The following is a 15,234-nucleotide window of genomic DNA, read 5'->3' as shown; positions in this document are numbered from 1 at the left end:
TGAAATTTATTTTACAATTCCGGAATTGTTTGCCTTTGCTTTTTTCTCTTTCTGCAGTTCATACCGGGACATGCTTTCCTTTCTCTTCATCTCGTAAAGCAGCGGGCTGCAGATGAAGATGGAGGAATAGGTTCCGCAAATGACACCGATAATCAGCGGAATCAGGAATTCCCGAATCTCCGAAGATACCATAAAGTACAGCGGCACCATAACAATCAGCGTTGTAATGGACGTCATAATCGAACGGGACAGCGTCTCGTTGATGCTGTCGTTAATCTGCGGAATAAGTTCCTTTCTCTTGTAGAACCGCTTGTTCTCCCGAATACGATCGAAGATTACGATCGTATCGTTAATGGAGTAACCCACAACCGTCAGAATGCCGGCGATGAATGGGTTGTTGATGGTAAATCCGAAAATCGCGTACATGGAAAGAGTCACCAGCACATCGTGCAGCAGACCGCCTACCGCAGCGACTCCATACTTCCAGGTCTTGAACCGGAATCGGATGTATACCAGCATGCACAGTGCTGCGATAATAATGGATTTAATCGCATTTTGTCTCAGCTCTTTACCGACGGTCGGTCCGAATTCCTCGGAAGCCAGTACCGACTTCTTATTCAGGTTATACTTCTTGGACAGCGTGGAAACAACCTGCCCTCTCTGATCCGCATTCAGTGCTTTCTTGGTACGGATCACCACCTGGCTGTGGTTATCCGAAGCGTATACGATGGTCGGATTCAAATCGTATTTTTCGATGGTCTTCGCCACTTCATCGGAATCCACCTTCTGACCCATCTCCAGCTGAATCATCGTACCGCCGGTGAAATCGATTCCGTAATTGAAGCCCTTGAATGCCGCGCATCCCACACCCAGCAGAATAACAATCAAGCTCAGTGCGAAATACTTCTTTCGGTTTTCGATAAAGTGAACGTGTTTGGTCCACTTCATTCTCGGAGTGCCGTCTTCGTGCATTCCGAAGTGTCTCATCTTGCACAGTGCCGGAATGTCTGTCAATGCAGTTACAAACAGCTGTGTGATGAATACTGCGGTGAAGATACTGCAGATTGTACCGATCATCAATGTCAGCGCAAATCCCTTAACCGATGTGGTACCGATCAGATACAGCACGATAGCTGCAATCAGTGTAGTGGTCTGAGAGTCCACTACCGTCGTCAGCGCGGACTTAAATCCGGTATCCACCGCAACACGAATGGATTTTCCCTTTTCGATTTCTTCCCGAATTCGGGTAAAAATAATTACGTTGGAGTCTACCGCCATACCGATGGACAAGATGATACCCGCAATTCCCGGCAAGGTGAGAACCGATCCCAATCCTGCCATAATCCACAGGGTTACCTCTACGTACAGCAGCAGTGCCAGGTCCGCAATGATTCCAAGTGCGCCGTATGCCATCAGCATAATCAGCATAACGATTCCAAGACCGATGGCGCCGGCCACAATACTCTTATGAAGCGCATTTGCACCGATGGTCGCCGTCTCTACAGAGGAACTGATTTCCTTCAGGGTTGCCGGCAGTGCACCGCCTCGGATCAGCGCAGAGGTAGAAGAAGCCTCATCTTCACTGAATCCGCCCGGACGGGTAATTTCACAGCTTCTGGATGCGATCTTTTCGCTTACGCTCGGTGCCGATACCACTTCGTCATCCAGCTTGATGACAATTGCGGTGTTGGAAACCGCTTGACCGTTTTCGTCTTTCATGGTGGACTTCATCGTTCCGGATGCCGCTTTTTCAGTTGCACTTGCGAATGCATCGGACCCCTTGGACGAGAAGTCAATGGTAATCTTATATCCGCCGTTCTTGGAGTCGGTGGTAAAAGAAGAATCGGTAATCTCATTACCGCTCATGACTTCCGTACCGTCTGCCAGGAACAGTTTCAGCTGAGCCGTCTTACCAATCTGATCGATAGCCGCCTGTGCATCTTCCACACCCGGCATCTCTACACGAACTCGATTGTTTCCCTCAATGGAAACGGAGGCTTCGGAAATACCCATGGCGTTGACACGGTTTTCCAGGACGGACTTCGTCTGATCCATCAGTTTAGACAGCTGCGTACCCTTTTCGTTGGTCTCAGCTTCCATCAAAACATAGACACCGCCGTTGATATCCAGTCCGTACTTCATCTTATCCGCAAGTCTCGGAACCGGCCCGATACCCTTAAACGAAACAAATGCCCCCACTGCGATAACCAATACCACGACAATTGATAGAAATTTACGTGTACCTTTTTTCATTTGACCTTAAGTGCCTTTCTAAGAATTTGTAATAATGTACATAGCAATACATTGCATTTTACGTACCATTTTACATCATAGCCATTGGAAATTCAAGTTTTTCACCATTCCAATTTCGTGTATAGCAAAACAAGGATACCATTTGGCATCCTTGTTCTCGTAATCAGAAATCTTATTCCGCATCCTTATTCTCGGATTCATCCTTCTTCGGAGTCAGCTTCTTCGGAGTAACCTTCTTCGTGGTGGAAGTCTTTACATCCCGTTCCTTTGTCTCTTCCGCTGCTTCCTTCTTCTCCTGACGAGCTGCGGTGTTCGGTGTCTTCACGCTGCCGATTGCAGTCTTCAGAAGTTCTACGTTAGTGCTGCCCTTTCCGGCATTCAGATTAATCACAACGGTATCGGAATTGATGGCAACGACCTTTCCGATGAATCCGCCGATGGTGATAATTTCATCACCGCGGGTCAAACCGTCTCTCATTTCCTTCGCCTCTTTATCGCGCTTGCGCTGCGGGCGAATCATCATGAAATAGATAATACCGATAAAGAACACCAGAAGAATCAGGTTCATCATTGTCGCATTTGTTTTCATGTAATTATCCTCCATAAAAAAATAGATGGTGCCGGCGATGGGGGTCGAACCCATACGATATCACTATCACGGGATTTTGAATCCCGCGCGTCTGCCAATTCCGCCACGCCGGCCCAACAAGGAGTATTATATCATACTATGACTAATATTTAAATATTTTATTTTCAAAAAAGTGAATCTTGAGAAAAAAAGTTCCTGACAGAGTCAGGAACTTTGGTGTGGCTGACTGGACTCGAACCAGCACGGTCTCCCACATGCCCCTCAAGCATGCGCGTCTGCCATTCCGCCACAGCCACATGACTCATTTATAATATCATCTTTTACTATTAAATGCAAGTCTTTTCATGAGATTAAATGATTTTTTCGCAAAAGAAAATCCACCCTACTCCGGAGTTCCGCCAGCGTCCCGGAGTTATCGATAAGCTCCGATGCCTTCTCTCGGCGCACTTCGTCGGAAACCTGCTTCTTCAGAATCCGCCGAACCATCTCTTCCGTCAGTCCGTCTCGCGCCATCACCCGCTTCACGCGCACCTCTTCCGAAGCCGTTACCGCCCACACGCCGTCGTATTCCGACCCATCGGATCCGCTTTCGAAAAGCAGGGGAATCGCCACGAAAGTCACCGGAGCGCCCAGTGTTCTCATCCGTTCAATCTCCGCTTTTGTATCTCGTACTATCACTTCCGTCGTTCCCTTTTCCAAGACCTTCATCATCTCCGGATTGCGATATACCACATTGCGTATGGCTTCCCGATCCATGGAACCATCCGGAAGAATGAAGTCCTCTCCAAAATACTTCCGAATGTACGGGATGGCTTTGCCGCCCGGTGCTGTCATGGCATGAGCCATGCAATCCGTGTCGATTACCGGAAACCCCTTTTCTTCCAGATAATCCGTCACTGCTGTTTTTCCCGACCCGATTCCGCCGGTAATTGCAATTGTTCGCATGGCTCGCCTCATTTCGATATAAAAGTCCTTATTTCAAATCAAACCAGGTCTTCCCGGAATGCATGTCGCAGTCCAGCGGAACGGACAGTTCCACCGCATTTTCCATATTTCTCCGAAGGAGTTCTTCCACCTGCTCCAACTCCTCCGGCACCGCTTCCACAATCAGTTCATCGTGAATCTGCAGGACCAGCTTGGATTTCATCTCCCGCTCTCTCAGCTCGGCATCCACCTTGTTCATGGCCACCTTGATGATATCCGCTGCACTTCCCTGAATCGGACTGTTCATCGCCAGCCGCGCCGCCAGCTGCTGATCCATGTACCGGCGAGACTTGAATTCCGGGATCTGACGGATTCTGCCCATAATCGTTTTTACCTCGAAGTTTTCCTTTCCGATTTCCACCTGACGGTCCAGATAGTCCTTTACCGCCTGATGCTTTTCGAAATAGTCATCGATGTAGCGCTGGGCATCCTTCCGGGTAATTCCCAGATTCTCGCTCAGCCCGAATCCGCTCATGCCGTAGATGACGCCGAAGTTCACCGCTTTTGCCCTGGAACGATCCAGCGGGGTCACGTTCTCCATCGGGATATCGAATACCCGGGATGCGGTAAGCCGGTGAATATCCTCTCCGGTACGGAACGCCTCCAGCAACACCGGATCCCCGGAAAGCGCCGCCATCAGGCGAAGTTCAATCTGGGAATAATCCGAACCCACGAACACGTTCTCCGGTTCCGACACCATAAAGGCCTTTCGGATATTTCGTCCGTTCTCATCGCGAATCGGAATATTTTGAAGGTTCGGTTCCGTGCAGCTGAGCCTTCCGGTGGCCGCCACCGTCTGATTAAAATGAGGATGAATCCGTCCATCGCTTCCGATTAAGCCCAGCAGCCCGTCCACATAGGTACTCTTCAGCTTCGATGCTTTTCGGAACATCAGCACCTTGGACACCACCGGATAATCTTCCTCCAACTTCTCCAGCACATCCGCCGCCGTGGAATACTTGTTCTTTCCCTTGGTTTTCTTCGGATACGGAATACCCATCGTCTCGAACAGAACCTCACCCAACTGCTTTGGCGAATTGATATTGAAAGTGGTTCCCGCCTCTTCGAACACTTCCGCTTCCAGCTTTGCAATCTGGGTGTCCAGCTCCTCCCCGGCAGACTTCAGCATCTCCGGATTGATTTTCATTCCCTGAGACTCCATGCCTGCAATGGTGCGGATCAGCGGCATTTCACAATCTCGGAACAGGGACAGCATCCCCTTCTCTTCCAGTGCCGGAAGCTGCTTCCGATAAATGCAATCTAAAGCCATCAGCCGCTTCTGGGCATCCTCCCCGTCCAGCGTCTCGTTCGCATAGTGTAAAAACATATTGGTGAGGTTATACTTGCTCCGATTCGGATCCAAAAGGTACTCGGCCACTTCCACATCATGATGCAGCGTAAAACGGTCCATTCCGTACTGAAGCAAGGTATAGGCCATCGGTTTCAAACCAAGCCCCACCAGTTCCGGTTCCTTGTCCAAAAGGCTGCCCATGCGGATTTCAAAATCCAGAGGCGTCACTGTACATTCCGCATAGTGCATCTGCTCCGGATTGTACAGGCGAACACCTTTCACCTCCGGAAGCTGTTTATGATTATCGTCCGTATCCATCTCGATAATCAGCGTCCGGTTATTCTTCAAAGAATCCAACAAATCCTCATAGGAAACTTCCTTCACACCTTCCAGAAGGTCTTTCTCCGGTTCGACCGTAACATCATCCGGCGTTTGTCTTTCCAGATTCTGAAGGAATTTTTTGAACTCCAATTTCTTGTACAGCGCAATCAGCCGATCGTAATCCGGTTCTCCGTACGCCAGCTCCGGCCAAGAAACCGGAAGCTCCACATCCCGCTTGATGGTCGCCAGCCATTTGGAAAGTTCGGCTTCCTCCAAGTTCGCCCGAACGTTTTCGCCCAGCTTTCCCTTGATTTCATCCGCATGCGCCACCACGCCTTCCACGGAGCCGTACTCCTTCAGCAAGGTGATTCCCTTCTTTTCTCCCACGCCGGGAATCCCCGGGATATTATCGGATTTATCCCCCATCAGGCCCTTTAAATCAATAAACTCCTGTGGGGTCAGTCCGTACCGTTCCTGCATTTTTTCGAGATCGTACAGGTCAAAATCCGTCATCCCCTTTCGATTCAGAACGACGTAGGTGTTCTCGCCCACCAGCTGGAGCGCATCCTTATCGCCGGTGATAATCAGGGATTCCAGACCTGCATCCGCCGCCTTTGCGGTCATGGTGCCGATCAAATCATCTGCCTCAAAGCCTTCTTTTTCCAGAACCGTAATGTTCATCGCTTGAAGAACTTCCTGCATCAGCGGAATCTGGGACAAAAGTTCCATCGGCGTCTTCAGCCGGCCCGCCTTGTATTCCGGATACGCCGTATGCCGGAACGTCGGCGCCTTCATATCAAAAGCCACCGCAATGTAATCCGGATGGTAGTCCTCCAGGATTTTATTCAGCATATTGATAAAAGCAAAAACACCCTGCGTGTAGATTCCGTCCCGCGTCACCATTTCCCGCATGGCGAAAAAAGCACGGAAAAGCAGGCTGTTTCCGTCAATTATGACAAATCGTTTCATGAAAAATGTCTCCTCTTGAATCTCAGTTATTTCCGGAGAAATTCCCGCGCCGCCGGAAGTCCGTACGCACTCTCCGCAGAAATAGCTCCGTCGATTACGCTGTACTGAACGATATCCGTTGCCAAAGCTGCAAATGCATCGAAATTCACGTCCTTTTCTCCAGTCGCCATCACAAAAATCGTATCTCCGTCCATGATGCTGTGCACCGGCTTAATCGCCCGGGCATACCCATCGTGGAGAATAGATGCCAGCTTGTTGCACTGGGCCTTGGTCAGCTTGGCATTTGTAACCAGGCAGGAAATTGTGGTATTAAAAGTAATATCATATCCCATGTCTTTCGATTGTTCGTTTACAGCCGGAGTTTCTTCCGTCGTTTCCGGTTCCTCTAACTCTTCCTCTTCTCTGCGCTTATTGAAGAAAGGCTCCATCTTGCTCTTCATATTATAGCTGGATTCCGCCGCAACGCAATTCTTCAGCGGACGGATTGTTCCGTCAATGCGCTTTCCGTCGGCACTGAGCAGGCCGGCAATCACTTGATTCCTTCCATCGTATACATCGGCAAACGCATTGACCGCCGTAATGGCACCCACCTCAATCTCGCCGTCGGAGCAAGCAAACGTTCCCAGGCCGGTCTTCATTGCTCGATTCATGCCATAGAATTTACCGACGGACGCACCGGTGCCGGCACCGTAATTTCCGTGATGAAACTCTCCGCCGCAGAAAGCGTTGTGCACCGCCTTCACGCCCATAGTGCGATCCGGGCGAACATCGGACTGTCCCACATTCAAATCAAAAAGTGATGCCTGGCAAACGATCGGAACAATGCAATTACAGACCCGATGTCCGATTTTCATATTCTCCAGTTCTCGCATGACGCCGGAACCCGCTTCCAATCCATATGCGCTGCCGCCGCTGATTACCACAGCGTGAATCTTATCAATTGTATTCTCCGAGCGAAGCACGTCCGTTTCCCGCGTAGCCGGTCCGCCGCCCCGCACATCCACTCCGGCAGTCGCGCCTTTTTCCGCAACGATCACCGTGCAGCCGGTGGCCGCATCTGTGTTCTCCGCATTTCCCAGTTTAAACCCCTTGATGTCGGTTATGTCTACTCGTCCAAACATAAATCGCTCCTTTAATTCTGTCGACAGCATCCAGTTATTTTATTATATCGGAAAAACAGAACACTCTCCACAAAAAACTAAAAATTTCTCTCCGCGTATAAAAAAACCTATCTCGCAAAAGGAGATAGGTTTAATTTCAAAGTCTCCCAGCACACCGTCAGCACTGAAATTGACGCCCTATCGTTTACGATAAGGTGGGTACTTCCTGTCATGACTTCAGACATCCTCCACCGAGGCTCGTCCTCCGCTTCTGAACCCGGAATCCCGAATGAGAAGTGTAGGTTCAATTTACACGAACCAACGCATGCTCCAGGAGATTGTAATTGATTACTCTTCGTCTAATTCGCAGTTATAGTGAACCTTCTGAACGTCGTCATTGTCCTCCAAAGAGTTAATCAGCTTGTTCAGCGGCTTCATTACCGAAGGGTCTACCGTTGCTTCCATCGACGGAATATATTCCAGGTCGGAATCCGCAACCTCGTATCCTGCCTTCTGAATGCCTTCCAGAACTGCGTGGAAGTCCGTCGGTTCGGTACGAATCTCAAAATTGTCTTCATTCACAATCATATCTTCCGCACCGGCATCCAAAGCATCCATCATTACCGCATCTTCGTCCATGCCATCCTGCTTCTCGATGTAAATCACGCCTTTCCGTGCGAACATATAGGATACGCAACCCGGTGTTCCCAGGTTTCCGCCGTTCTTATCGAATACGGAACGAACAAATGCAGCGGTACGATTCTTGTTATCGGTCAGAGCCTCTACGATAATTGCGACACCGGATGGACCGTAACCTTCGAAAGTCAGTTCCTCATAGGACTCCCCTTCCAGCTCGCCGGTACCCTTCTTAATGGCCCGGTTGATATTATCATTCGGCATGCCAATTGCCTTTGCCTTATCAATCGCAACTCGGAGAGAGGAGTTAAAATCCGGATCTCCACCTTCCTTCGCTGCTACGATAATCTGTCTAGTATATTTTGTGAACATTGCCGCTCTGCGAGCGTCCTGTGCCGACTTTCTGCCGGCGATTGTACCATGTCTACCCAATGGTGGACCTCCTATCTTCCTTTATTTCAGTTGCTATTATACACCACTCTCGCTTCGAATACAACACAAGAGACTTCTCTGCCAGAATAAAAACAAAATTAATTGTCTTCTTCCTCTTCCGCCATGTTCTTGAACGCCGTCGCCATCATCATCTTGATTCGATTCAACTGGTTGACGTTGCTGGCGCCCGGATCGTAGTCAATGGCCACGATATTCGCCTTTTCATCGTAGCTTCGAAGTGCTTTAATCATGCCCTTTCCCGCAACGTGGTTCGGCAAGCAGGCAAACGGCTGCAGGCAGAGGATGTTCTTTACCCCGGAGTCGATCAAATCCACCATTTCACCGGTGAGAAGCCATCCTTCACCGCACTGATTGCCCACGGACAGAATTTCTTCTGCGTTCTTTGCCGTTTCTTCTATGTAGGCATCTGCTCTGAATCGCTTGCTGTTCCGGCAAGCCTTTCGAACGTTGTCCCGATAGAACTCAATGGCCTTCAGCAATATTTTATTCACAATCATTTCCTTGCGGCTTCCGGAGAGATGTTTGTGATTAAACATCTTGTTCACGAAACCGTATTCGAAGAAATCGATAAAACTCGGGACAACCGCTTCGCCGCCTTCGGATTCAATCAGATCCACCAGGTTGTTGTTGGCATTCGGATGATATTTAACCAGAATCTCTCCGACGATGCCCACCCGAGGTTTTTTCAAATCTTCGTGAATTGGCAGCTCATCGAATTCCTTTACTATCTGTGCGATATTGCGTTTGAATTCGCTCAGTTTCATATTCTCCGTGTTTGCAATGATCCGATCGAACCAGGATGCCATCAGCGCTTCCGCACTTCCCGGCACTTTTTCGTACGGGCGAGTGCGGTACAGGCATTTCATCATCAAATCTCCGTAAGAAACGGCATATACCAGCATGATGCCCATCTTTGGAGTAATCTTGAATCCCGGATTCTTCTCCAGTCCCACCATATTAAAGGAAATGACCGGAACTTGTTCCATTCCCAGATCCTTCAAAGCTTTCCGAAGGAGTGCTACGTAGTTGCTGGCACGGCATCCGCCTCCGGTCTGGGACATGAATACGCCCACCTTATCCAGATCGTACTCTCCGGATTTCAGCGCAGAAATAATCTGCCCCAATGTCACGATGGTCGGATAGCACGCATCATTGTTGATGTACCGAAGTCCTTCTTCCTCCGCGTTCTGGGTAACCCGCGGCAAGAGCACCGCATTGTATCCGGACCGCTTCAGAATTGCCTCGAAGTATTGGAAGTGAATCGGCGACATCTGCGGAACCAAGAGCGTATACCCTTCATCCTTCATCTCTTTCGTAAAGAGTTTCCGCTGATACGGCAAAGCCACCTTACGGGTGTGTACGCCGGTTTTCTTTCTCTCTTCTAACGCCGCTTTCAGAGAGCGGATTCGAATCTTCGCGGAACCCAGGTTGGATCCTTCATCGATTTTCAAAACCGTGTACAGCTTGTTGTTCTGCCCCAGCAGTTCATCCACCTCATCGGTGGTTACCGCATCCAGACCGCATCCGAAAGAGTTCAGCTGCACCACATCCAGATTGTCTCGCTGTCCGGCAAAGACCGCCGCCTTGTACAGGCGGGAGTGGTACACCCACTGGTCCAGTATCCGAATCGGTCTCGGAAATTCTGCCATGCCGCTGACGGAATCCTCGGTCAGCACCACCATACCCTGCTGATTGATGACATTATCGATTCCGTGATTGACCTCCGGATCCAGATGATACGGTCTTCCTGTCAGTACGATGCCGTGGAGCTTGTGCTCCTCCATATATTTCAATGCCTTTCGGCCTTCTAGTTGAACATTTTTCTTGAATTCCCGGTATGCTTCCCGGCCGGCATGCATCGCCTGAGAAATCTCTCTTCTAGAGAAGTTCATGGCAAAGAGCTTATAGATCCTGGTGTCATCCAGCTTATAGTGCTTCGCCACGTTTTCCATGCCCTTCTGGTCAATATCCCGTTTCCCGGAGAAAAATTTGGTCATCTCCGTTACGAAGCGCCGATCGTTATCGTACGGAACAAACGGATGATAGAATTCCACCCCGTTTTCACAGAAGTACTCTGCCATGTTTTTGTCGATAACCTCCGGATAGGTGGCCACAATCGGGCAGTTGTAATGGTTCGGAGCAGTGAAATCTTCTTTTACCTCGTAATTGATGCACGGATAGAAAATCCGTTTGATGTCGTTTTCTACTAGCCATTTAATATGTCCGTGCACCAGCTTCGCCGGGTAGCACGCCGTATCCGAGGAGATGGTGTCCATTCCCTTCTCGTACATTTCCTTGTTGCTCGGCGGGCTCAGAATTACCCGGAATCCCAGCTCGGTAAAGAACGCATGCCAGAACGGATAGTCTTCATACATGTTCAGCACACGCGGAATTCCGATCACGCCCTTTGGCGCCCGATCCGGTTCCACTGCCGGACGGTCGAAGAGCAACTCCAGCTTCGTCTTGTACAGGTTCGGAATATCGTTTTTGGCACTCGCCAATCCCGCACCCCGCTCACAGCGGTTACCGGTAATATATCGGCTGCCGTCGGAAAAACGAGAAATCGTGAGAATGCAGTTGTTGCCACAGCCCCCGCATCGGCCGTTGCTTGTTTTTACCTCAAAAGAATCGATTTGATCCGGCGTCAGAACCGTGGAGTGTTCACCCTCCGTGTAGTTGTCGCACGCGACGATTGCCGCACCGAAGGCACCCATCAGTCCCGCGATATCCGACCGAACCACGTTCTTTCCCAGAATCAGCTCAATGCTTCGAAGCACCGCCTCATTCATAAAGGTGCCGCCCTGCACTACCACTTTGTCGCCGGTCTCCTTTGGGTTCCGAAGTTTAATAACCTTGTACAGCGCGTTTTTGATGACGGAGAGGGACAGGCCGGCGGAAATATCCGCAATGGTGGCTCCCTCTTTCTGGGCCTGCTTTACCTTGGAGTTCATAAAAACAGTACAGCGCGTACCCAGGTCTACCGGGTTTTCCGCCTTTAGTGCACGGTGGGCAAATTCCGGTACCTGAAGGTCCACGGACTTGGCATAGGTCTCGATAAACGAGCCACAGCCGGCGGAGCATGCTTCGTTCAGCATGATATTGCTGATGGCCCCGTCCTTGATTTTCATGCACTTCATGTCCTGGCCGCCGATATCCAGAATAAACGTAACGCCCGGCAGGAACTGTTCCGCTCCTTTGTAGTGCGCCATGGTCTCGATTTCACCGGCATCAATTTTATATGCCGCCCGAATCAGGCCTTCTCCGTATCCGGTAACTACCGCCCGACCGATATATGCTTTTTCCGGGAGCGCCCGGTACATTTCCAGCAAAATATTCCGAACCACTGCCAGCGGGTCTCCCTCATTATTCTGGTAGTGTTCGAAAATCAATTCCTTGTCCCGATTGATGACCGCCGCCTTGGTAGTTGTAGAACCGGCATCGATACCCAGGAACACCGGACCCTCTGCCGCCTGAATATCACCTCTTTTTACCTTGGCTTTTGCATGGCGTGCCTGAAACTCCCGGTACTCCTCTTCATTCCGGAAAAGAGGTTCCAGTCGCTTTGTTCCGTCCATCTGCGTGGCATCCGCATGCTCAATCTTGTAAATCAAATCGGATAAGGTGACCCGATCCTTCTCCTTCGCCAGCAAGGCCGCGCCGATGGCCACGAAGTAATTGGCGTTTTCCGGAAAAATCACCTCGTCTTCCGTGAGATTCAGTGTTTCCACGAAGCGCTTCCGCAGCTCCGAAAGGAACTGCAGCGGGCCGCCCAAGAACGCCACGTTGCCCTTAATCGGATGACCGCAGGCCAAGCCGCTAATCATCTGATTCACCACCGCCTGGAAGATGGACGCCGCAATATCTGCGTTTTTGGCGCCATCGTTAATCAGCGGCTGAATGTCCGTCTTGGCGAAGACACCGCAGCGGGAAGCAATCGGATAGATGGTTTTGTAATCCTTCGCCGCCTCGTTCAATCCCGATGCATCCGTGTTCAGAAGCACCGCCATTTGGTCAATAAAAGCACCCGTGCCACCGGCACAGGTTCCGTTCATTCTCTGCTCTACGGTAGATCCGTAGAATGTAATCTTTGCATCTTCGCCGCCCAATTCGATGGCCACATCCGTCTCCGGAATCAGGGTCTGCACCGCTTCACTGCAGGCGATTACTTCCTGTTCAAAGCGAATGCCGAACAGCTTTGCCAGCGACAATCCGCCGGAACCGGTAATCACCGCCTCCACTTCCATATCGCCCTTTTCACCCAGAAGCTGCTGCAGCAATTCCCCCACTTTCTCGAACACGTTGGACATGTGCCGTTCGTATCGAGAATACATAATCTTGTTGTTCTCATCGAGAATCAACAGTTTTACCGTCGTTGAACCTACATCAATTCCTAGTCTCATACTTAAAAATAAGAACGATGCATTTCTGCATCGTGCCCCTCCTCCTATCTTACAGAAAAAACATACATGGGCAAACCGTAAGCCGGGTTCTGTATTAGACGATCATCCATCTTGTACTGCAATTGCTTGCAGCATCCAGCGACTTACCTTAGGGCGGCAGCGGGCAACTGCACTCTACGACCCGTTCTTAGTCTTGCTCCGGATGGGGTTTACATGGCCGTCCTGTCTCCAGAACGCCGGTGAGCTCTTACCTCACCATTTCAACCTTACCACGGCATTACCCGTTTCGGCGGAATGTTTCTGTTGCACTTTCCCTATAGTTACCTACGCCGGACGTTATCCGGCATCCTTGCCCTGCGGAGCCCGGACTTTCCTCACACCGAAGTGCGCGATCGTCAGGTTTACCCATGCATCATTTTATTTTTACATTTTTTCTGCTTTTAAATATGAAGTTTCTGTGAAGATTTGCTTTTTTCTTTAAAAAAGTTCATAACAATCATTCCAATGAAAATGATACCGATGTATCCCTGCGGCGGATACAGGTACGCCACCAGCGTTTTAAATCCGGACAATCCGATGCCGAATCCCGCAAAAGCGGCCGCCACCATAATCGGTTTCTTGAATCGATTGCGGGGAAGCTTTGTGCTGAAGCCGTAGAAGGTTCCCGCCGCGGTGGAATAGATGGACCCGTAGAGAATCAGGGCATACACAACATTCAGCACCTTGGAAATCCGCAGCGAATATCCCAGCATGGGAAGATCCAGTGTGGCGGAAAAGGCCATATCCTTTCGAAGGGCCACCAACAGCAAGATCGTCATCAGTCCCGGCAGAAAGGAGCCCAAGAAAGCCCCACGATAAGCGGTTTTGGAATCCTTTGCCTGAAGCGCACAGCCTCCCGCCATGGTAATAAATCCCAAGCTGTTGTACGCCGCAAAAACAATTCCGGAAATCCACCAATACGGTGCCATCTCACTGGCCGGAAATCCGGACACTGCGCCGCTCTGATGAAATTTTCCCGATACAATGATCGTTATAATCGTTACGATGCCGATGACGAACACTCCGGGCACCAGAAACCCGAAAGCTCGAGTCAGCCGCTCAAAATCGCCGAACACCGTCAGCAACACCAGCACTACCAATAGAATTCCGCCGATTCGCCGGTCGATTCCCAGCTCCTGATGCAGGAGCGCCCCCCCTGCCGCGCTCATGGATATGATTAACGTATAATAGATTCCCGCAAGAATGTATCCGATGGCCGATTCCAACGCATAATTATCAAAAGGCGAAATCAGCTTTCCCAGGTCCATGGTATTTTTGCTTCGCGCAATGTAGGTGAGCATCAGAGCCAGTACCACGAAAACCACCGTGGTAAAAACAGCACCGAAATATCCCTTTCTCCCGAACACTCCAAAAAACTGCCAGCACTCCCGCCCGGAGGCAAATCCTGCGCCCAGAATCGCCCCCAGATACATCATTGCGATATTAATTGCACTGAGTTTTCTCTCCATAATGTTCCTCGTGATATTTCTTGTTTCTTTTTTCTAATTCCAATATGTAGTCCCGCTGTTCCAGCAGTTTCCGGATTCGCTCCTGCGGAACATCCTTGCTCTTCCGCAGGCTCTCCACCTGCTCCAAAAGCCGCCCCGACAGCCAGCCGATGCGCTGCCCCAGCAGTTCCGGATTACAGGAAATCATACTCTCCGGATACTTCCATCGAATGTCCTGCGCATCGTACGGCGGCGTTCTCTTCTCCTCGGTTGTTTTTACCGCTACGATAACCTCACATACGAATTTCCCCTCCGGCGCCAGAATCTCCCGCCGGATATCATAGCCCTGCTGATACAAATAGTATCGCAATTCGCCGCTGTTGTTTCGGGGTTGTAAAATCAGTTTGCGATAAGTCGCCGTTTTCTCCGGGTCATCCGCCAAAATTTGACGGATGGTTCGTCCGCCCAGGCCGCCGATAATCAACGCATCCACTTCTCCGGGCTCGATGGAGGAAAGACCGTCCCCGATACGGAAGCAGGTCTCCGGAATCTCAATTCCCATCTGCCGAAAATTCTCCTCTGCCTTTGCCAGGGAGCCGGTGCTGATATCGCTCAAAATCACCTTTTCCGAGATGCCGTTTTGAAGCAAAAGAATCGGGACGTAACCGTGGTCCGTCCCGATATCTGCCACCGACTCTCCCGGATTCACTGCCTCATACAGTGCCTCAAGTCTTTTACTGATTCGCATCGC

Annotated in this window: 9 protein-coding genes, 2 tRNA genes and 2 other RNA genes; all 13 read right to left on the bottom strand. The window is 50.3% G+C overall.

The window, feature by feature from the left end; genetic code table 11:
* Positions 1–6: 6 nt before the first annotated feature.
* Positions 7–2,253 (bottom strand): protein translocase subunit SecF, encoded by a 2,247-nt coding sequence (gene secF, locus PUE40_RS06075; protein ID WP_277672203.1) that lies wholly within the window; start codon positions 2,251–2,253, stop codon positions 7–9.
* A 172-nt stretch (positions 2,254–2,425) separates the two neighbouring features.
* Positions 2,426–2,842 carry a preprotein translocase subunit YajC gene (gene yajC, locus PUE40_RS06070; RefSeq protein WP_235898156.1) on the bottom strand — a complete coding sequence of 139 codons (417 nt, stop codon included), beginning with the start codon at positions 2,840–2,842 and terminating at the stop codon, positions 2,426–2,428.
* Positions 2,843–2,868: 26 nt separating this feature from the next.
* Positions 2,869–2,955 (bottom strand) — tRNA-Leu (locus tag PUE40_RS06065).
* A gap of 101 nt (positions 2,956–3,056) precedes the next feature.
* A tRNA-Leu gene (locus PUE40_RS06060) sits at positions 3,057–3,138 on the bottom strand.
* Positions 3,139–3,184: 46 nt separating this feature from the next.
* Complete coding sequence (gene coaE, locus PUE40_RS06055) at positions 3,185–3,787, bottom strand: dephospho-CoA kinase (RefSeq protein WP_277672202.1); 603 nt, start codon at positions 3,785–3,787, stop codon at positions 3,185–3,187.
* A gap of 28 nt (positions 3,788–3,815) precedes the next feature.
* Positions 3,816–6,407 (bottom strand): DNA polymerase I, encoded by a 2,592-nt coding sequence (polA, locus tag PUE40_RS06050; RefSeq protein ID WP_277672201.1) that lies wholly within the window; start codon positions 6,405–6,407, stop codon positions 3,816–3,818.
* A 26-nt stretch (positions 6,408–6,433) separates the two neighbouring features.
* Entirely contained in the window at positions 6,434–7,528 is a 1,095-nt protein-coding gene (locus PUE40_RS06045; protein WP_277672200.1) for a P1 family peptidase, read from the bottom strand.
* A gap of 139 nt (positions 7,529–7,667) precedes the next feature.
* A non-coding RNA gene (ssrS, locus tag PUE40_RS06040) (6S RNA) lies at positions 7,668–7,847 on the bottom strand.
* An 8-nt stretch (positions 7,848–7,855) separates the two neighbouring features.
* Positions 7,856–8,575 carry a YebC/PmpR family DNA-binding transcriptional regulator gene (locus PUE40_RS06035; RefSeq protein ID WP_154553552.1) on the bottom strand — a complete coding sequence of 240 codons (720 nt, stop codon included), beginning with the start codon at positions 8,573–8,575 and terminating at the stop codon, positions 7,856–7,858.
* 98 nt (positions 8,576–8,673) lie between these two features.
* Positions 8,674–12,996, bottom strand: coding sequence for a 2-hydroxyacyl-CoA dehydratase (locus tag PUE40_RS06030; protein ID WP_277672199.1), 4,323 nt, complete (start codon positions 12,994–12,996; stop codon positions 8,674–8,676).
* A 63-nt stretch (positions 12,997–13,059) separates the two neighbouring features.
* An RNA gene (gene rnpB / locus PUE40_RS06025) (RNase P RNA component class A) lies at positions 13,060–13,404 on the bottom strand.
* Positions 13,405–13,436: 32 nt separating this feature from the next.
* Complete coding sequence (locus PUE40_RS06020) at positions 13,437–14,504, bottom strand: YkvI family membrane protein (protein ID WP_277672198.1); 1,068 nt, start codon at positions 14,502–14,504, stop codon at positions 13,437–13,439.
* Positions 14,479–15,231 carry a tRNA (adenine(22)-N(1))-methyltransferase gene (locus tag PUE40_RS06015; RefSeq protein WP_154553549.1) on the bottom strand — a complete coding sequence of 251 codons (753 nt, stop codon included), beginning with the start codon at positions 15,229–15,231 and terminating at the stop codon, positions 14,479–14,481. Before PUE40_RS06015 ends, PUE40_RS06020 begins: the two co-directional genes overlap by 26 nt.
* Positions 15,232–15,234: the final 3 nt, after the last annotated feature.

It is taken from the genome of Mogibacterium kristiansenii (assembly GCF_029224645.1).
In the GTDB taxonomy this organism is placed as follows: Bacteria; Bacillota; Clostridia; order Peptostreptococcales; family Anaerovoracaceae; genus Mogibacterium_A; species Mogibacterium_A kristiansenii.
Note: the sequence above shows the minus strand (reverse complement) of the source record. Positions and strands in the feature narration are given on the sequence as shown.

Bases quoted from the DNA above. Each gene is read 5' to 3' on its own strand.
- secF (WP_277672203.1), bottom strand. From the start codon at position 2,253: ATGAAAAAAGGTACACGTAAATTTCTATCAATTGTCGTGGTATTGGTT.
- yajC (WP_235898156.1), bottom strand. From the start codon at position 2,842: ATGAAAACAAATGCGACAATGATGAACCTGATTCTTCTGGTGTTCTTT.
- coaE (WP_277672202.1), bottom strand. From the start codon at position 3,787: ATGCGAACAATTGCAATTACCGGCGGAATCGGGTCGGGAAAAACAGCA.
- polA (WP_277672201.1), bottom strand. From the start codon at position 6,407: ATGAAACGATTTGTCATAATTGACGGAAACAGCCTGCTTTTCCGTGCT.
- PUE40_RS06045 (WP_277672200.1), bottom strand. From the start codon at position 7,528: ATGTTTGGACGAGTAGACATAACCGACATCAAGGGGTTTAAACTGGGA.
- PUE40_RS06030 (WP_277672199.1), bottom strand. From the start codon at position 12,996: ATGAGACTAGGAATTGATGTAGGTTCAACGACGGTAAAACTGTTGATT.
- PUE40_RS06020 (WP_277672198.1), bottom strand. From the start codon at position 14,504: ATGGAGAGAAAACTCAGTGCAATTAATATCGCAATGATGTATCTGGGG.
- PUE40_RS06015 (WP_154553549.1), bottom strand. From the start codon at position 15,231: ATGCGAATCAGTAAAAGACTTGAGGCACTGTATGAGGCAGTGAATCCG.